This is a genomic window from Microterricola viridarii (assembly GCF_900104895.1).
In the GTDB taxonomy this organism is placed as follows: Bacteria; Actinomycetota; Actinomycetes; order Actinomycetales; family Microbacteriaceae; genus Microterricola; species Microterricola viridarii.
In genome coordinates, this window is sequence record NZ_LT629742.1 from 1,998,669 (window position 1) to 2,016,251 (window position 17,583).

Consider the following 17,583-nt stretch of genomic DNA (forward strand, 5'->3'; position numbering starts at 1 on the left):
CCTGGCGCGGTTCGCGAACAGGACGGGGAGTCCAGCCATGAAGCACATCACGTTGGGAAGCGCCGGGCTCGAGGTCGGCCGGATCGGCCTGGGCTGCATGGGGATGTCGGCGTTCTACTCCGGTGCCGGCTCCGACGAGGCGGAGTCGATCCGCACCATCCACCGCGCAATCGACCTCGGCGTGACGCTGTTCGACACGGCGGAGATGTACGGGCCGCACCTCAACGAGGAGCTCCTCGGCCGGGCGCTGGCCGTCCGCCGCGACGAGGTCGTGCTCGCCACCAAGTTCGGGCTGGTGCGCAGGCCGGACGGCAGCCGCGGTTACGACGGCAGCCCCGCGAATGTGCGCGCCTCCGTCGAGGGGTCGCTCCGGCGCCTCGGCACCGATCGGATCGACCTCTACTACCAGCACCGCATCGACCCGGCCGTGCCCATCGAGGAGACCGTCGGGGCGCTGTCGGAGCTCATCACCGCCGGCAAGATCCACCACTACGGCCTCTCGGAGGCGTCGCCGGAGACGATCAGGCGGGCGCACGCCGTGCACCCGGTGACGGCGGTGCAGATGGAGTACTCGCTGTGGACGCGCGACCCCGAGCACGCCGTCCTGCCGGTGCTGCGCGAGCTGACCATCGGGCTCGTGCCCTACTCGCCGCTCGGGCGCGGCTTCCTGACGGGTGCGATCCGCTCGATCGACCAGTTCGACGAGGACGACTTCCGGAGGCACAGCCCGCGCTTCATCGGCGACAACCTGGCGGCCAACCTGCGCATCCTCGAAGAGGTGGATGCCGTCGCCGACGAGATCGGTGCGACGCCGGCGCAGGTGGCCCTGGCCTGGCTGTTGGCCCAGGGCGATGACATCGCGCCCATTCCCGGCACGAAGCGCGTCTCACGGCTGGAGGAGAACGTCGCGGCCGATGCCCTCGTGCTGAGCCCGGAGCAGCTCGGGGCGCTGACCGCGATCGAGGCGCCGAAGGGCAACCGCTACGCCGACATGTCGCCGCTGAACGGTTGAGAGGCTGAACGGCTGAACGGCTGAACACGCAGAGGGGCCCGACCACACCGTGATCGGGCCCCTCTGCGTGGCGGTTAGTTGCCGACGCCCCGAATCTCGGGGTCGTGGAACGTGGCGCCGAACACGCGCCGGCTGGCGCCGACGCGGTCCAGGTATGGCGTCGCCCCGCCGGCCTGGAACGGCCAACCGGCACCGAGGATCAGGCAGAGGTCGATGTCCTCGGCCGCGGCCACCACCTTCTCGTCCAGCATCAGCTTGATCTCGCCGGCGAGCTCGTCCTCGACGCGGCGCAGGATCGTCGCCTCGTCGACGGGCGTCGAGCCCACGCTCATCAGCTTCTTCGCCTCCTTGGTGAAGTCGGTGACCTTGCCGGCCTTGTTCTTCTCCACCACCTGGGACAGCTGGGAGAGTTTGTGCATGTTCTCCGAGGCGTAGAAGCGCTCCGGGAACTTGTCCACCATGGTGTCCTGCACGTGGGCGGCGACCGCCCAGCCGACCAGGTCGATCAGCTCGAATGGGCCCATCGGCAGGCCGATCGGGGCCAGCGCCCGCTCGACGACCGGCACCGGGGTGCCCTCGTCGACGGCGCGCGCCGCCTCGCCCATCACCTTGGCCAACAGGCGGTTCACGACGAAGCCGGGGGCGTCGGCCGTGAGCACGGCGCTCTTGCGCAGCTTGGCCGCGGTCGCGAACGCCGTCGCCAGCGTGGCGTCGTTCGTGGCCGGGGCCTTCACGATCTCCAGCAGCGGCATCACGGCCACCGGGTTGAAGAAGTGGAAGCCGACGACGCGCTCCGGGTGCTCGAGCTTCTCGCCGATCCGCTCGACCGAGAGGGAGGAGGTGTTCGTGGCGAGGATCGTGGTGGGCGAGACGTGCTTCTCGACCTCGGCGAACACCTGCTGCTTGACGGCGAGGTCCTCGAAGACGGCCTCGATGACCCAGTCGCAGTCGCTGAAGTCGGCCTTGTCGGTGGTGCCGGAGACAAGGGCGCGCAGCCGGTTGGCCTCGTCCGGGGAGATGCGGCCCTTGGCCTCCAGCGCGCCGATCTCCTCGGCGATGTAGGCGAGGCCCTTGTCGACGCGGCCCTGGTCGAGGTCGGTGATGACCACGGGCACCTGCAGGCGGCGCACGAAGAGCAGCGCGAACTGGCTGGCCATGAGGCCGGCGCCGATGACACCGACCTTCGTCACCTTCTGGGCGAGCGCCCTGTCCGGGGCGCCGGCCGGGCGCTTGGCCCGCTTCTGCACGAGGTTGAACGCGTAGATGCTGGCCTGCAGCTGGTCGCTGATGATGCGATCGGCCAGGGCCTCGTCCTCGAGCGCGAAGCACTCCTCCTTGGTGCCGTTCTTGGCGGCCTTCAGCAGGTCGAGGGCGGCGTAGGGCGACTGCGGGACGGTGCCGATCTTGCTCTCGAGCATCTTGCGGGCGATGCCGATGGCGGCATCCCACTTGACCAGGCGCTCGATCTTGCCCGGCGCGTTCTTGCGCTCGACGGTGACCGTGCCGGAGAGCACCCCGTCGGCCCAGCGCAGCGAGTCCTCGAGGAAGTTCGCCGGGGCGAACATCGCGTCGGCCATGCCGAGCTCGAATGCCTGCGGGCCCTTGAGCATGCGGTTCTGCTTGAGCGGGTTCTCGATGACGACCTTGAGGGCGTTCTCGATGCCGATCAGGTTCGGCAGCAGGTAGGTGCCGCCCCAGCCGGGGATCAGGCCGAGGAACACCTCGGGCAGCGCGATGGCGGGAACCGAGCTGTCGATCGTGCGGTAGTCGGCGTTCAGCGGCAGCTCGGTTCCGCCGCCCAGGGCGAGGCCGTTGATGAACACGAAGGACGGGACGCCGAACGTGGCCTGCTTGCCGAGCACGTAGTGGCCGAGCTGGGCCATCTGCAGCCCGACGGCGCGACTCGGGATCTCGTTGATCTTGGAGAGGTCGGCGCCGGCCGCCAGGATGAAGGGCTTGCCGGTGGTGGCGACGGCGTGGATCTCGCCGCGCGCGGCGCGCTCGGTGAGCGCGTCGTAGGTGCGGCCGAGCTCGAGCATGGTCTTCGGGCCCATGGTGTTCGGCCGGGTGTGGTCGCGGCCGTTGTCGAGGGTGACGAGGGCGAGCACCTTGCCGCTCGGCAGCGGCACATCGCGCACGTAGGAGTGCGAGACGACCTCGTCCGGGTCGAGGGAGGCGATCAGCGAGAAATCGATCTTCGAGTAGTCAGTCATGTGTGCTCCCGCCTTAGTTCGCTGCGTTGGTGTGGGTGGGGCCGGTGTAGTGCGGGTTCTCCCAGATGACGGTGCCGCCCTGGCCGAGGCCGACGCACATCGCGGTGAGGCCGAAGCGCACCTCCGGGTGCTGCTCGAACTGACGGGCAAGCTGGATCATCAGCCGCACGCCGCTCGCGGCCAGCGGGTGGCCGATGGCGATCGCGCCGCCCCAGGGGTTGACCCGCGGATCCTCGTCGTCGATGCCGAAGTGGTCCAGGAAGGAGAGCACCTGCACAGCGAACGCCTCGTTCAGCTCGAACAGGCCGATGTCGGTGATGCTGAGGCCGGCCTTGCGGAGCGCCTTCTCGGTGGAGGGGACGGGGCCGAGGCCCATGATCTCCGGCTCGACGCCGGCGAAGGCGAAGCTCACCATGCGCATCTTGGCGCGGAGGCCGAGCTCGGCCGCGGTCTCGGCGCTGGCCAGCAGGCTGGCGGTCGCGCCGTCGGTCAGGGGGGAGGCGTTGCCCGCCGTGACCCGGCCGTGCGGGCGGAACGGCGTCTTCAGCGTGGCCAGGCCCTCCATGGTGGTCTCGGGGCGCATGCCCTCGTCCTGCGTGGCGAGGCCCCAGCCGGCATCCGTGCGCAGGGCGACCGGAACGAGGTCGGGCTGGATGTCGCCGGCGGCGTAGGCGGCGGCGACCTTCTGCTGGCTGCGCATGCCGAAGCGGTCTGCGCGCTCCTTGGTGAGCTGGGGGAAGCGGTCGTGGATGCGCTCGGCCGTGTTGCCCATGTTGAGCGCGTCGGCGCTCACCAGCCGCTCCGCGAGGAAGCGGGGGTTGGGGTCGGCGTTCATGCCCATCGGGTGGCGGCCCATGTGCTCGACGCCGCCCGCGATGACGAGGTCGTACGCACCGAAGCCGATGCCGGAACCGAGCGTCGTCACCGAGGTCATCGCGCCGGCGCACATGCGGTCGATCGCGAAACCGGGCACCGACTTCGGCAGGCCGGCCAGCAGCGCGGCCGTGCGGCCGAGGGTCAGGCCCTGGTCGCCCTGCTGCGTCGTGGCGGCGATGGCCACCTCGTCAATGCGGTCCTTCGGAACGCCGGGGTTGCGCTCGAGCAGCCCGATGATCGCCTTGACCACGAGGTCGTCGGCCCGGGTGTTCCAGTACATTCCCTTTTCGCCTGCTCGCCCGAACGGGGTGCGAACCCCATCCACGAACACGACATCAGTTCTCTCGGCCACTTTGCCTCCATCGTTCAGATCGACTCTGAGTTGATCCTAGGGAGTGCCCGGGGCGGCCCCGGAATCGTTTGCCGGTTCCTACGAGGGGGCTTCGGACGATTCGAGCAATGATTGGTGGGCTTCTACAAAGGCGTCACTGATTCTCTGTGCACAAGCGTCAATCTGCCACGGGCGCGCGCCGAGGTCGCGCAGCGCAGCGGCGAGCGAGTCGGGGTCGACGGATTCCGGGGGAGTCCAGGCCAGCCGCCGCAGGTACTCGGGGGTGAGCAGGTTCTCCAGCGGGATGTTCAGCTCCTCCGACACCTCGGCCAGGGCGCCGCGGGCCGCCTTCAGGCGCAGGTCCGCCTCCGGGTTGCGCTCCGACCAGGCGCGAGGAGGCGGCAGGGTGTCGTTGCTGGCGCGCACCGCGGGCAGCTCGGTCGCGTTCAGCCCGCGCTCGACGGCCTCCCACCAGCGGGCGATCTCGCTGCGGCTGGCCCGCCCGGTGAACTCGCGGATGTCGGAGAGGGCCTTGCGGCTGCGCGGCATCGCCTTGACGACGGCGAGCAGCGAGGAGTCGGGGACGAGCCGGCCGGGAGCCGTGTCGATCTCCTGGGCGTAGGCGTCGCGGGCGAGCCAGAGCTCCCGGGCGACGGCGAGGCTGCGGCGGTCGCGCACGCCGTGGATCCCGGAGAGACGGCGCCACGGCTCGGCGGCGGCCGGCTTGGCCTCCTTGGTCAGGACGGCCGCGAACTCCTGCCGGGCGATCTCCTCCTTGCCGGACTCCTCGAGCAGCTTCTCCAGCGAGTCGCGCAGGTCGACGAGCAGCTCCACGTCGAGGGCGGCGTACTCCAGCCAGGAGGCGGGCAGCGGGCGGGTGGACCAGTCGGCGGCCGAGTGTTCCTTGGCCAGGTGGATGCCGAGCTGCTGCTCGATCACGGTGCCGAGGCCGACCCGGGCGAAGCCCAGCAGGCGGGCGCAGAGCTCGGTGTCGAAGATCGTCGCCGGGTCGAGGCCGACCTCGCGCAGGCAGGCGATGTCCTGGCTGGCGGCGTGCAGCACCCATTCGACGTCGGCGATGACGGCCTGCAGCTCCTCGAATCCGCCGATGGCCGGCGGGTCGAACAGGAACACGCCGGCGCCGCGGCGGAACACCTGGATCAGGTAGGCGCGCTGCGAATAGCGGAAGCCGCTGGCGCGCTCGGCGTCGATGGCGATCGGGCCGGTGCCGGCCGCAATCAGCTCGACGGCCTCGAGGTACTCGGCCCGCGTGTCGATGACGTGGCGCTGCGGTTCAGCCACGGTTGTGTCGTTTCGGTGTCAGCATGCTCACGCCTTCCATTGTCGGGGGCAGCCCGGCGAGCATGCACAGGAGTTCACCCCAGCCTTCGACGTGAGGAGCAACGTTGTGATCGCGTGGCGTCCAGGACGCGCGCAGTTCGATCTGGGCGCCATCGCCTTGTGCAGAGAGCTCCCCGAAACCGGTGGAGAGAATTTTGGTTGCCGTGCCGGATGCCGCGGAGTATTCCGCCCCACGGGCGTCGAGCGCGTCGACAAGCCATGACCATGCTACGTCGGCGAGGAAGGGGTCGAGGCCAATCTCGGTCTCCAAAGGCGCCTGGGCGAAGCAGACGACACGGAACCGCCCACCCCATTCCTCCGGCTCCGACGGGTCGTAGAGCAGGATGAATCGGCCCGTTCCGAAGTCGGAGTCGCTGCCGTGCCGGGAGGGCGAGACATCCGCAGCCAGGGCAAGCGCGTGCGGCGCCAGGCTGCCTGGCGCCGGGATCTCGGTGACGATCAACTCCGGGCGGGTCGCGGCCCGACGTGCCGCGTCGATTGCCGCTTGGAACTCCGGCGGGAGGTGGGGCTCAGACGGTGATTCGGGCACGAGTGCAGACTAGAGTTTTTTCAGGGCGCTGTCGGTGAGGCACGCCGCACGATGTGGCTGACGGGGAATTCGCATGGATGCACACGGAACCGGGGGGAATGTGCGGGGTGGGCGTGCCCTCCGCCGCTGGCTGATCGGTGGTGGAATCGCACTGGGCGCCACCGTGCTCGCCGTCGGCGCCGCGCTGGCCGCCGTGGTCGCCGTCTTCGCCCGCACCGTGGTCACGCCGCCGCGCGGCAGGAAGGACGAGCTGCGCATCCTCGACGCCAACCTGGCAGATGCCACCATCGTCCTCGCCGCGGACAACGACACGGTCGTCGACGGCCGGTACGGCCTCTGGTTCAGCGCCGACCAGGGCCACGCCCGCGTCGGCGAGGTGCTGCGGCGCTCCGAGTCCACCGTGACCCGGCGGCTGCTCGGGGTCGACTTCGGCCAGCTGGCGCTGGCCTCGGAGGGGCGGTGGAGCGGCTGGTTCTACCTCGGGCCGTGGGAGTTCGAGCTGCCATACGAGAACGTCACCGTGCCGACGCCGGTCGGCCCGGCCCCCGCCTGGTGGGTTCCGGCGGCCGAGCCGAGCACCCGATGGGTGGTGCAGGTGCACGGCCGCGCGGTGCGCAGGCAGGAGTGCCTGCGCGCCATCCCCGTCTTCCACGAGGCGGGCATGCACAGCCTCATCGTCTCCTACCGCAACGACGGAGAGGCGCCGGAGAGCCGGGACGGTCGCTACGGCCTCGGCGACACGGAATGGCAGGATGTCGCCGCCGCCCTGCGCTTCGCGCGCGAGCACGGCGCACGCGACATCGTGCTGATGGGCTGGTCGATGGGCGGCGCGATCGCCATGCAGACGGCGCTCAGGGCCGAGGAGCGCGATCTGCTGCGCGGGATCGTGCTGGAGTCGCCGGCCGTCGACTGGCACGACATTCTTCACTTCCAGGGGGCCGGCTACGGGCTGCCGCGCGCCGTCAACAGCGCCGCGATCCAGACCATCTCCTCCCCGTGGGGGCGCGCCGTCACCGGCCTCGAGCAGCCGATCGACTTCGAGCGCCTCGACATGGCGGTCCGGTCGGCGGAGCTCACGCTGCCGATCCTGCTCATGCACAGCGTGGACGACGGCTTCGTCCCGATCGCGGGTTCCCGCGAGCTGGCGGCGGCCCGTCCGGACATCGTCACCTTCGAGGAGTTCGCGCGCGCCCGGCACACCAAGCTCTGGAACTACGACCCGGAGCGGTGGAACGGGGCGATCCGCTCCTGGCTGGCCGCGCTCTAGCCCGCGAGCGCTCTAGCCCGCGAGGGCGAGGCGGGCGCGGATCTGGCGCTTGGTGCGGCCGAGCATGCCCGTCATCCCGCGGATCCGCAGCGGCGAGACGGCCTGGGTCAGGCCGAGCGTCTGCGGGAAGTCGTCGGGCACGGCGAGCACCTGCTCGGCGCTCAGGCCGGACAGGCCCTGCGCCAGGATCGACGCGAAGCCGCGCGTCGTCGGCGACTCGGCCGGGGCCGTCGCGTACAGCTGCACGGCACCGGCGTCGTCGACCTCGACGAAGAGGAAGACGGGGGACTGGCACTCCTCGACGCGCTCGAACAGGTCAGGGTGGTCCTGGTAGCGCTCGGGCAGCTCGGGCAGCTCGTTCGAGAACTCGAGCAGAAGCTGCAGCCTGTCGCGCTGCTCGAGGGCGAGGAAGTCGTCGCGAATCTCGGCCAGTTGTTCCGGGAGCTCTGCAGTCGTGGTCACCCGACTATTTTGCCACGCGTGTGTGCGGAGCGGGCGCGCTGCCGGGCTCGGCGCCCTGGGCGATCGGTGCGCGCACGGCGCTGCCCCACTCCGTCCAGGAGCCGTCGTAGTTGCGCACGCCCTCGAAGCCGAGCAGGTGCGTGAGCACGAACCAGGTGTGGCTGGAGCGCTCCCCGATGCGGCAGTAGGTGATGACGTCGTCGCCCTCGGCGAGACCCGCCTCGCCCTGGTAGATCGCCTCGAGCTCCGCGCGGCTCCTGAACGTGGCGTCCGGGGCGGCCGCCCGTGCCCAGGGCACGCTGGCCGCGCTCGGGATGTGGCCGGCGCGCAGTGCGCCCTCCGAGGGGTAGCCGGGGATCTCGGTGCGCTCACCGGTGTACTCCTCGGCGGAGCGCACATCGATCAGCGGGTTGCCGAAGTGCGCGAGCACGTCCTCCTTGAAGGCGCGCAGGGTCACGTCGTCCCGCTCGATGACGGGGTACTCGACGGATGCCGGGGCCGGGGCCTCCGTGGTGAGCTCGCGCCCCTCCGCGATCCACAGGTCGCGGCCGCCGTCGAGCAGCCGCACGTCCTCGTGGCCGAAGAGCGAGAAGATCCACAGGGCGTACGCCGCCCACCAGTTGTTCTTGTCGCCGTAGAGCACGACCGTGCTGTCGCGGCTGATGCCCTTCTCGCCGAGCAGGCGGGCGAACTCCTCGCCCTGCACGAAGTCGCGCAACACGTGGTCGTTCAGGTCGGTGTGCCAGTCGATCTTCACCGCGGTGGGGATGTGCCCCATCTCGTAGAGCAGGATGTCCTCGTCGCTCTCCACGACGACCAGACCGGGCTCGCCGAGGTGGGCGGCCAGCCACTCGGTGGAGACCAGCCGTTCGGGGTGCGCGTACTCGGCGAACTTCGAAGCGGTGTCGTTGTCGACGGGCATGGTGGCCTCCTGGCTGGCGCCCTGGCGGGCGAAAGAATGTGGGGGAGCAGATTAGGCTGGATGCCTGTCCACACCCCCAAATCTACGCGTCCTCGACTGAGCGTGCGCGTCTCCACAGCAGAAACGGCACGCGCGCGCATGCAGAGCTCCACCGCACTTCGTCTGATCGATCGTTCGCCGAGCATCACCGGCAGCGAGATCGCCGGTGGTCTCGTGCCGCCGCCCCAGTTCGCGCACGCCTCGTTCGAGTCCTACCGTCCCGACGCCGACTACCCCTCCCAGGCGGGGGCGATCGAGCACCTCAAGGAGTTCGAGGGGGTCTGGCGCGCCCAGCGCCCCGGCGGCTTCTTCTCGCGCAACCGCAAGCCCAAGGCTGCGCTGCCCGGCATCTACCTCGACGGCGGCTTCGGCGTCGGCAAGACGCACCTGCTCGCCTCGCTCTGGCACGCGGCGCCCGGCCCCAAGTACTTCGGCACCTTCATCGAGTACACGGCGCTCGTCGGGGCGCTCGGCTACGCCGAGACCGTGGCGCTGCTGCGCGGCACCCAGCTGATCTGCATCGACGAGTTCGAGCTGGACGACCCGGGCGACACGATGCTGATGACCCGCCTGCTCGGCGAGCTGATGGCCACGGGCACCCGCGTGGCCGCGACATCCAACACCCCGCCGAACTCGCTCGGCGAGGGCCGCTTCGCCGCCTCCGACTTCCTCCGCGAGATTCAGGCGCTCTCCTCCAACTTCATGACCGTGCGCATCGACGGCCTCGACTACCGCCGCCGCAACGTCGAGGGGCGGGCCACGACAGTGGAGGATGCCGCGCTGGCACACATGGTCGGAACGATGGCCGAGCGCGGCAGCGCGGTCAGCTCCGACAGCTTCGACGAGCTGATGGCGCACCTGGCGACGGTGCACCCGTCCAAGTACATCAAGATGATCCGCGGCATCGACGTGATCTCCCTCACGGGCGCGCACGTGCTGCACAACCAGACCGACGCGCTGCGCCTCGTCGCCTTCATCGACCGCGTCTACGACGCCGAAATCCCCATCATCGCCAGCGGCACCCCGCTCAGCGAGGTCTTCGACGACGACATGATGGGCGGCGGCTACCGCAAGAAGTACCAGCGCGCCATGTCCCGCCTGATCGCGCTGACCACGGGGGAGCTGCCCCCGCACGACTGAGCGCGAAACACGCCCGTTACGCGCGGCCGGCATTCGTAACGCCACTGAAACACGAGCGGCACTCTCGCCGAAACCTCCGAGGGCCACTGTGGGCACGTCCCCAATGGAAACTTCGAGAGGTGCAATCATGGACACAGGCAGCATTGCTTGGGCGATCACGGCAACGGCACTCGTGCTGTTGATGACGCCGGGCGTCGCATTCTTCTACGGGGGATTGGTCAAGGCCAAGAGCGTCGTCAGCATGATGATGATGAGCTTCGGGGCACTCGGGCTGATCAGCGTGCTGTGGATCCTGTACGGGTTCAGCATGAGCGCGGTCGACGCTCCGACCGACTTCGCCGGCAACCCGTTCGCCGACTTCGGCCTCGGCTCGCTCGCGACCGGCGAGACCTCGAACACCGACCTGCTCGGCGCCACGTTCGGGGCGACCTTCGCGATCATCACCGTCGCGCTGATCTCCGGGGCGATCGCCGATCGGGCCAAGTTCGGCGCCTGGATGATCTTCGCCGGCATCTGGGCAACCCTGGTCTACTTCCCGGTCGCGGCCTGGGTGTGGGGCGGCGGCTGGATCATGGAGCTCGGCAACACGCTCGGCCTGCCCGGCGTCATCGACTACGCCGGCGGCACGGCGGTTCACATCAACGCCGGAGCGGCGGCGCTCGCCCTGGCACTCGTTCTCGGCAAGCGCGTCGGCTTCCAGAAGGGCATCACGAAGCCGCACAACGTGCCGCTGGTGCTGCTCGGCGCCGCGATCCTCTGGTTCGGCTGGTTCGGCTTCAACGCCGGAGCCGAGTGGCTGAACGGCCTCGCCAACGTCGGCCTCATCGTCGTCAACACGCTGGGCGCCACCGCCGCCGCCATCCTCGGCTGGATGGTCGTGGAGAAGGTCAAGGACGGCAAGGCCACGGCAGTGGGCGCGGCATCCGGTGCGGTCGCCGGCCTCGTCGCCATCACCCCGGCCTGCGCCAACCTCGAGCCCGGCTGGGCGCTGCTGCTCGGCGTGCTCGCCGGCGCCGTCTGCGCCCTCGCGGTGGAGCTCAAGTTCAAGCTCGGCTTCGACGACTCGCTCGACGTTGTCGGCATCCACCTGGTCGGCGGCATCATCGGCACCGTCTACCTCGGCTTCTTCGCGATCGACACCGGCCTGTTCACCGGCGGCGACCTCGGCCAGCTCGCGGTCCAGGTGATCGCGGCCGCCGCGGTGTTGCTCTACTCCTTCGCGGTGGCCTTCGGCCTCGGCTTCGCCATCGAGAAGACCATCGGCTTCCGCGTCAAGAACGCCGACGAGGTGGCTGGCATCGACACCGTCGTGCACGGCGAGGAGGGCTACGCGCTGAGCGAGCTCTAGACGACGTCGGCCCCTGCAGCGCGCCCGCTAGGGTGTTCTGCAGGGGCCTTCTCGTGCGCCCGGCGCCCGGAGAGGACCGCAGTGAACTACGACGATCCCGGCTTCGTTCTGGCCTTCGCGGCGTTGCTGCCGGTGCTCGCCGCCGGCCTCGCGCTGCTCGGCGGGCTCCGCATGCAACAGCTACCCTGGGTCGCCGCCGCTGCCGCCCTCGTGCTGGCGCTCTGGGCGCTGGCCGGCGCCCAGAGCGTGCTCGGGGCCGACGCCTCGCCCGGGCTGAGCATCTTCTACGGTATGACGGTCGCGTTGACGGCGGTGCAGCTCGGTGCCGTGATGCCCCGCGAGACCGCAGCAGCCGGCGGCAGGGTGCCGCTCATCGGCTGGCTCGTCTTCGTGGCCGGCTGGACCCTGATCGTGGCGTTCCCCGTGGCCGGGTGGACCCTCAACCTCGTCGACGGCTGGCTGGTCGTCGGCCTCGGACTGCTCGACTTCGGCGGCGCCGCCCTGCTGTTCCTCGGCACCTCGGCGGCCGGCCTGGGCTGGCTGCTCGTGGCCAGGAACCGGGGGCCGATCGTGGCCGTGGCCGCGCCGCGGCGGGCCGTGCTCACGATCGCCGCCCTGTGGATCGGCTTCTTCGCGGTGACGGTGGGCTCCGAGGCGGTGCCGGATGCCACGGCGCTCGGCGCCGCGGCAAACACCGTCGTCGCGCCGCTCTGCGCGGCGCTGGCCTGGGCCGTGGTCGAACGCATCCGGCACCGCCGCTTCAGCCTTGACGGGGCGGTGCGCGGGGTGTTCGCCGGGCTCGTCGCCATCTCGGCGGCGGCCGACGTGCTCAGCCCGTTCTGGGCCGGGGTGCTCGGCCTGGCGGCCGGCGCCGTTGCGTCGGCCATCGCCGGCCCGCGCGGCTCGGTGTTCGGGCTGCTGCTCACCCAGTTCGCCGCGGCCGCGCTCGGGCTCGTCTTCATCGGGATCCTCGGGGACGGGGTCGGCGGGCTGTTGACCGGCAGCTGGATGCAACTGGGCACGCAGTTGTTCTCCATCGCCGTCGTGACCGGGTTCGCGTTCGCCTTCGCCGCGACGCTCGCCTTCGTCATCCGCCGGGTCAGTGCGCAGCTGGTCTGGCTGCGCGAGCGTCCCGAGCTGGCCAAGTAGGCGCCATGGCCGCGTTCACGAGGCTCTGGTCGGCGCTGCGCGGCGCGCTCCGGGCCAGCCCGCGCACCGACGGGGAGGCATCGCCGGGGCGGTACGGGAGGGAGGCGACGAGCGAGGTCGACCCGCGCACCGTCGGCCGGGTGCGGATGAGCTACAGCCCGAGCACCGACGGCAACCCGGATCCGGGCGAGATCGTCTGGACGTGGGTGCCCTACCAGGAGCACGACGGCCGCGGCAAAGACCGCCCCGTGCTCATCGTGGCGAGCGGCCGGGGCGGGGCCCTGCTGGCCGTGCAGCTCACCAGCAAGGGCCACGACGGCGACCCGGACCAGCTGGCGATCGGCTCCGGCCCGTGGGATTCCAGCGGCCGGGCGAGCTGGGTGAAGATCGACCGGGTGTTCCGGGTCTTCCCGTCCGGGATGCGCCGGGAGGGGGCCTCGCTTGACCGGCGTCGCTTCGACGCGGTGGCGTCCGCCCTGCGCGCCCGACACGGCTGGAGGTAACCCGGGGCTGTGCTCCGTCGGTCGGTGGGGTTAGCCTGAGCGCATGTGTGCGAGCTACGGACTGGAAACGACCCCGGAAGAGCTGGACGAGCACTTCGCCTTCGACGAGCGCGGCCGCAACGACGCCGTCGTCGACTGGTTGGCGCAGAACGCCGGCACCGTGGTCAAGCCGACGGGCCCGCGCGCGCTGAACCTCAACCCGTTGGTGCGCGAGCGCCTGCTCGACGGTGAGGCGGTGCGCCGGGTGGACTTGGCCTGGTGGCAGCTCTGGGTGGGCGGCCAGCGGCCGAAGTTCTCGACCATCAACGCCCGCAGCGAGAACCTATTGAAGGGTGCCTGGCTGGGGCCCGCGCGGGCGCGCCGGGCGCTCGTGCCCGTCACTCACTACTTCGAGAAGGGGCGCCGCTTCGACCTCGGGGGAGAGCTGTTCAGCCTGGCCGCGATCTACAACGTCGATCGCTCCGACGCGGCGGGCACGGATGACGGCTGGGTGGTGTCCTACGCGATCGTCACCAGGCCGGCCGCCAGCCACGTCGAGGAGATTCACGACCGGATGCCGCTGATCGTGCCGCCCGCGATGTACGCGGACTGGCTCGCCCCCGACGTCACCGCAGACGCCACGCTCGTCGGCGCCACGGTCGCGGCCTCGAACGAGCTCGCCGACGCCGTCGTCCCGCACGCCGCCTGAGCCGCGTCGCGCCGTATCGGGGCCCGGGGGACCCGACCTCGCCAGCCTGCCCTCGCCTCCTCCGCCTCGCCCCACGTCGGCTGAGCGTCTCTCCCCACGTCGGCTGAGCGAGGAACGAGCGAAGCCCCGGAGCCAACCTGACACGGCTGCTCGTGTGCGCACCAGCGCCGCACGAACCCCGGGTGGCGTTCCCGTCGGATGCCGCAGGCGACTGTTCCCCGCCGGCTCCCGGGCTTCGGGGGCTGCGCTGCTCGTTCCTCGCGGCGCGGCCCCCTCCAGCCGACGTGCGGGGGAGCCGTCCGTGGCATGCGGAGGGCTGCCCGGCCTCCTCTCCACGTCCCTCCCCGCGTCGGCTGAGCGAGGAACGAGCGAAGCCCCGGAGCCAACCCGCCACGGCTGCTCGTGTGCGCGTCAACGCCGCACGAAGCCCGGGTGAGGTTCCCGTCGGATGCCGCAGGCGCCTGTTCCCCGCCAGCTCCAGGGCTTCGGGTGCTGCGCTGCTCGTTCCTCGCGGCGCGGCCCCCTCCAGCCGACGTGCGGGACACGTCTCGCACCTTTCCGTTGGTCGAGTAGGCGCGCCAGCGCCGTATCGAGACCCGGCGACCCAATCTCGCCAGCCTGCCCTCGCCCTCCTCCGCCCCGCCCCACGTCGGCTGAAAGCCCCTCCTCACGGCGGCTGAACGATCTTCCCCGCGTCGGCCAAAACTCCCTCCCCGCATCGGCTGAACGTCTCTCCCCAGGTGGGCTGAGCGTCTCTCCCCACGTCGGCTGAGTGAGGAACGAGCGAAGCCCCGGAGCCAACCCGCAACACTCGCCCGCGAGGGCCTGCCCGAAAGGTCACGATCAGGTAACGACGGCGGAAGTTGTCCACATTGGCCCCGATTCGGGCCTGTTTTCGCCTCGGAGTGTCAGTGGTCGGTGAGACGCTTCAGTCATGGAAACGCAGCCGCCGCAGGCCCCCGCAACCGGGTTCGACCCGCTGCTGGATGCGGACCTGGCCGAGCTGTCCTTGGGTGCTTCCGCGGAGTGTGTTCTGCAGGCGGAACGCTACCGGCGGATCGATTCCGCCGTGCGCCGGGCGGTGGCGATCGCCGACCCGCTCGGCGGCCGGCCGTCCCTGGACGAGCAGTTCGCGAGGCGCAGCATCACCGCCGAGCTCGCCCTGATCCTGCGCGTGCACGAGCGGACCATGGTCGGCCTGATCTATGAGGCCGGGCAGCTCTGCGGCCCCTTCGCCAACACGCTGGCCGAGCTCTCTGCCGGGAGCATCACCGTGCGGCACGCGCGGGAGATCCTCGCCGGCGCCGTCGTCCTGCCTCCCACCCTGCACGCCCGCTTCGAGCGGGAGGCGCTCGGCAAGGCCCGCACCATGAACGTGTCCGCGTTCCACCGGGCGGTGGCCCGCCTCCGCGACCGGCTGCACCCCGACGCCCTCGCCGACCGCGCGGCCCGGTCCCGGGCGGACCGCCGTCTGGTGTTCGAACCGGACGCCGACGGGATGGCCTGGCTGCACCTGTATCTGGAGGCGGAGAAGGCCCTCGCCATCAGCACCCGGGTGGGCGACCTCGCCACGGAGGCGCAGAAGGAGGCGGCCGAGGCCGGCGAGCTGGGGACAGACGTGGTGGCAGCAGACGAGGCCGCAGGCGAACTGACCGACGACATCCTGAGCGCGGGCACCCACGCTCAGCTCGAGGCCGACATCGCCGCCGAACTGCTGCTCGGCCTCCCCGCCCAAAACACGGAGGACGGCCAGACCCACATCCCGACGCTGGCATTCGCCCGCCCGGAGGTCTTCGTCGCCGTCCCGAAACTCACCATCGGCATCGACACCCTCATCGGCACCTCGGAGGAGCCGGCCGAGCTCCACGGCTACGGCCCGATCGACGCCGACACCGCCCGCCGGCTCGTCGCGCAGGCCCCCACACTGCACCGCATCCTCACCGACCCGCTCGACGGCACCCCGCTGCAGCTGGACCCGACCCAGTACCGGCTGAGCGCGTCGCTCCGGCGCTGGATCCTCTACCGGGACGAGACCTGCCGTTTCCCGGGCTGCACCCGCAAGGCGGAGCGCTCCGAGACCGACCACACCCGGGCATGGGAGGACGGCGGGCAGACCACCGAGGAGAACCTGGCGGTGCTCTGCAAGAAGCACCACCGGCTCAAGCACAACTCCCGCTGGCGGGTTCAGCAGACCGGCGGCGGAAACCTCAGCTGGACCTCCCCGCGCGGCCGCGAGTACACGACGACCCCGTCCCGGATGCAACATGCACCACCGCGACCGCCGACCGGCCCACCGGAGCCATCCGTGTCGCAGGTTTCGATAGGCTCCAACGGCGGGGGAGAACCAGCGGGGAGGCGGGCCATGACCGGTTCAACCCGCGAAGTGGCGCCGCCGTTCTAGAACCTCGTACCGCCGGGCCTGTGGTGCCGACAGCGGCTTCGGTCGCACGCTCCCTCCGGCCAGCGCGAAACCAGCGTGTGGACGGGCCGGAGCCCTCTCTGCCGCACCCCGAAACGCCGGGGCGCACGCTCGATGTGCATTGAGGCACCGGCGTCGGCTAGTATCGGTAATCGCGATCACGGCACGTTGGTGAGAGCGAAAAACAGTTCCAGAAATGGGCGATTGGCGCAGTTGGTAGCGCGCTTCCTTCACACGGAAGAGGTCATCGGTTCGAGTCCGGTATCGCCCACACACAGCCCCCGGCCTCGGCCGGGGGCTTTTTTGTTGCCCCGGCGCGGAACGTCGCGTAACGCTGCGGGGCGCGCCGAGCGGACCCAGCGCGCCGAGCGGACCTAGCGTGCCGGCAGGCGGCGGAGTATCTTGCCCACATGGATGAGGACACGAACCGCGCCCCGGAATCCGAAGTCAACGACGCGGCGGCAGAGAACGCAGCGGCCGCAGCAGCCGGTGAAGCCGACGCCGCCGCAGCAGCCGCTGTGCGGGCAGAAGCCGAGGCTGCCGCAGAGGAGGAGGCCGAGGAAGACGCGGAGGAGCGCGAACTGGCCGAGCGGGTGGAGCGGGACCCGCACGCCGGCTTCAACGGCTTCTTCCCCGGGGAGGGCCAGCTGCACGAGATTGGCGGGTTCTCAAGCCCCGCGCGGCACCACGACGGCGATGATTGAACACGCCCGGGTTTCGCCGGTTTGGTGATCGAGAGATCCATCGGTTAGAGTTTCTGACGTCGCAGAAATGCGGTGAAAAAGAAATGCGGATGTGGCGCAGTGGTAGCGCATCACCTTGCCAAGGTGAGGGTCGCGAGTTCGAATCTCGTCATCCGCTCGAGTGAAGCCGAGCAAGCCAGTTTCGGTAACACAGGTGGGGAACCCACAATGGTGGCGTGGCCGAGAGGCGAGGCAGCGGCCTGCAAAGCCGTCCACACGGGTTCGAATCCCGTCGCCACCTCGTAGCACTCCACCCCCAAGCAACACCCCAGAAATGGGCGATTGGCGCAGCGGTAGCGCGCTTCCCTGACACGGAAGAGGTCACTGGTTCGATCCCAGTATCGCCCACCAAGTGAAGCCCCCGGACCGCCGGGGGTTTTTGCTTGAAGCACAGGTGTAAGATCCTGGGCAGCAACACAATGCGGATGTGGCGCAGTGGTAGCGCATCACCTTGCCAAGGTGAGGGTCGCGAGTTCGAATCTCGTCATCCGCTCAGAAACATGAAGAGCCCACCAGGAGATCTGGTGGGTTTTTTGTGGCTCACGGGCGCTCTCAGCCCGCGAGTACAGGCAACACCCCA

The 17,583-nt window shown here is 70.3% G+C and carries 15 protein-coding genes and 5 tRNA genes; 14 read left to right on the forward strand and 6 right to left on the reverse strand.

Annotation, left to right across the window (positions count from 1 at the left end):
- Positions 1-37: 37 nt before the first annotated feature.
- Positions 38-1,012 carry an aldo/keto reductase gene (locus BLT62_RS09105; RefSeq protein WP_083363769.1) on the forward strand — a complete coding sequence of 325 codons (975 nt, stop codon included), beginning with the start codon at positions 38-40 and terminating at the stop codon, positions 1,010-1,012.
- A gap of 74 nt (positions 1,013-1,086) precedes the next feature.
- Here BLT62_RS09105 and BLT62_RS09110 read toward each other — a convergent pair whose 3' ends face one another.
- From BLT62_RS09110 to BLT62_RS09125, 4 genes are all read right to left on the reverse strand, one after another.
- Complete coding sequence (locus BLT62_RS09110) at positions 1,087-3,225, reverse strand: 3-hydroxyacyl-CoA dehydrogenase NAD-binding domain-containing protein (protein WP_083363770.1); 2,139 nt, start codon at positions 3,223-3,225, stop codon at positions 1,087-1,089.
- Between the two features lie 13 nt (positions 3,226-3,238).
- On the reverse strand, positions 3,239-4,453 hold the full coding sequence (locus BLT62_RS09115; protein ID WP_083363771.1) for a thiolase family protein: 1,215 nt from the start codon (positions 4,451-4,453) through the stop codon (positions 3,239-3,241).
- A gap of 78 nt (positions 4,454-4,531) precedes the next feature.
- The gene (locus BLT62_RS09120) at positions 4,532-5,734 is read right to left on the reverse strand and encodes an HRDC domain-containing protein (protein ID WP_083363772.1); all 1,203 of its coding nucleotides are present in this window, start codon (positions 5,732-5,734) and stop codon (positions 4,532-4,534) included.
- Entirely contained in the window at positions 5,727-6,323 is a 597-nt protein-coding gene (locus BLT62_RS09125; RefSeq protein WP_083363773.1) for a DUF3000 domain-containing protein, read from the reverse strand. Before BLT62_RS09125 ends, BLT62_RS09120 begins: the two co-directional genes overlap by 8 nt.
- Before the next feature lie 73 nt (positions 6,324-6,396).
- On the opposite strand from BLT62_RS09125, the gene BLT62_RS09130 reads away from it, so the two are divergent.
- Positions 6,397-7,590, forward strand: coding sequence for an alpha/beta hydrolase family protein (locus BLT62_RS09130; RefSeq protein ID WP_083363774.1), 1,194 nt, complete (start codon positions 6,397-6,399; stop codon positions 7,588-7,590).
- A gap of 12 nt (positions 7,591-7,602) precedes the next feature.
- Here BLT62_RS09130 and BLT62_RS09135 read toward each other — a convergent pair whose 3' ends face one another.
- Entirely contained in the window at positions 7,603-8,052 is a 450-nt protein-coding gene (locus BLT62_RS09135) for a SufE family protein (RefSeq protein WP_083363775.1), read from the reverse strand.
- Positions 8,053-8,056: 4 nt separating this feature from the next.
- A complete protein-coding gene (locus BLT62_RS09140; protein WP_083363776.1) occupies positions 8,057-8,974 on the reverse strand; it encodes a sulfurtransferase in 918 nt (305 codons plus the stop codon).
- A gap of 138 nt (positions 8,975-9,112) precedes the next feature.
- Here BLT62_RS09140 and zapE point away from each other — a divergent pair, with 138 nt between their 5' ends.
- The 12 genes from zapE to BLT62_RS09200 all read left to right on the forward strand — a co-directional run bounded on the left by zapE (position 9,113) and on the right by BLT62_RS09200 (position 17,496).
- Positions 9,113-10,153 (forward strand): cell division protein ZapE, encoded by a 1,041-nt coding sequence (gene zapE, locus BLT62_RS09145; protein WP_083363777.1) that lies wholly within the window; start codon positions 9,113-9,115, stop codon positions 10,151-10,153.
- 127 nt (positions 10,154-10,280) lie between these two features.
- Positions 10,281-11,501: an ammonium transporter gene (locus tag BLT62_RS09150; RefSeq protein WP_083363778.1), complete on the forward strand. Its 1,221-nt coding sequence runs from the start codon at positions 10,281-10,283 to the stop codon at positions 11,499-11,501.
- 81 nt (positions 11,502-11,582) lie between these two features.
- Positions 11,583-12,650 (forward strand): ammonium transporter, encoded by a 1,068-nt coding sequence (locus BLT62_RS09155; protein ID WP_083363779.1) that lies wholly within the window; start codon positions 11,583-11,585, stop codon positions 12,648-12,650.
- Positions 12,651-12,655: 5 nt separating this feature from the next.
- Entirely contained in the window at positions 12,656-13,153 is a 498-nt protein-coding gene (locus tag BLT62_RS09160) for a type II toxin-antitoxin system PemK/MazF family toxin (RefSeq protein WP_083363780.1), read from the forward strand.
- Between the two features lie 43 nt (positions 13,154-13,196).
- Complete coding sequence (locus BLT62_RS09165; protein ID WP_083363781.1) at positions 13,197-13,841, forward strand: SOS response-associated peptidase; 645 nt, start codon at positions 13,197-13,199, stop codon at positions 13,839-13,841.
- A 934-nt stretch (positions 13,842-14,775) separates the two neighbouring features.
- A complete protein-coding gene (locus BLT62_RS09170) occupies positions 14,776-16,242 on the forward strand; it encodes an HNH endonuclease signature motif containing protein (protein WP_083363782.1) in 1,467 nt (488 codons plus the stop codon).
- A 216-nt stretch (positions 16,243-16,458) separates the two neighbouring features.
- Positions 16,459-16,531 (forward strand) — tRNA-Val (locus tag BLT62_RS09175).
- A 139-nt stretch (positions 16,532-16,670) separates the two neighbouring features.
- Positions 16,671-16,964, forward strand: coding sequence for a hypothetical protein (locus BLT62_RS09180; RefSeq protein WP_083363783.1), 294 nt, complete (start codon positions 16,671-16,673; stop codon positions 16,962-16,964).
- 85 nt (positions 16,965-17,049) lie between these two features.
- Positions 17,050-17,121: transfer RNA gene (locus BLT62_RS09185), tRNA-Gly, on the forward strand.
- A 52-nt stretch (positions 17,122-17,173) separates the two neighbouring features.
- Positions 17,174-17,244 (forward strand) — tRNA-Cys (locus BLT62_RS09190).
- Positions 17,245-17,279: 35 nt separating this feature from the next.
- Positions 17,280-17,354 (forward strand) — tRNA-Val (locus BLT62_RS09195).
- A gap of 70 nt (positions 17,355-17,424) precedes the next feature.
- Positions 17,425-17,496, forward strand: a tRNA-Gly gene (locus tag BLT62_RS09200).
- The last annotated feature ends 87 nt before the right edge of the window (positions 17,497-17,583 follow it).

Excerpts from the sequence above, each read along its gene's own strand:
- BLT62_RS09105 (WP_083363769.1), top strand. The coding sequence starts at position 38 with ATGAAGCACATCACGTTGGGAAGCGCCGGGCTCGAGGTCGGCCGGATC.
- BLT62_RS09110 (WP_083363770.1), bottom strand. The coding sequence starts at position 3,225 with ATGACTGACTACTCGAAGATCGATTTCTCGCTGATCGCCTCCCTCGAC.
- BLT62_RS09130 (WP_083363774.1), top strand. The coding sequence starts at position 6,397 with ATGGATGCACACGGAACCGGGGGGAATGTGCGGGGTGGGCGTGCCCTC.
- BLT62_RS09140 (WP_083363776.1), bottom strand. The coding sequence starts at position 8,974 with ATGCCCGTCGACAACGACACCGCTTCGAAGTTCGCCGAGTACGCGCAC.
- zapE (WP_083363777.1), top strand. The coding sequence starts at position 9,113 with ATGCAGAGCTCCACCGCACTTCGTCTGATCGATCGTTCGCCGAGCATC.
- BLT62_RS09150 (WP_083363778.1), top strand. The coding sequence starts at position 10,281 with ATGGACACAGGCAGCATTGCTTGGGCGATCACGGCAACGGCACTCGTG.
- BLT62_RS09160 (WP_083363780.1), top strand. The coding sequence starts at position 12,656 with ATGGCCGCGTTCACGAGGCTCTGGTCGGCGCTGCGCGGCGCGCTCCGG.
- BLT62_RS09165 (WP_083363781.1), top strand. The coding sequence starts at position 13,197 with ATGTGTGCGAGCTACGGACTGGAAACGACCCCGGAAGAGCTGGACGAG.
- BLT62_RS09170 (WP_083363782.1), top strand. The coding sequence starts at position 14,776 with ATGGAAACGCAGCCGCCGCAGGCCCCCGCAACCGGGTTCGACCCGCTG.
- BLT62_RS09180 (WP_083363783.1), top strand. The coding sequence starts at position 16,671 with ATGGATGAGGACACGAACCGCGCCCCGGAATCCGAAGTCAACGACGCG.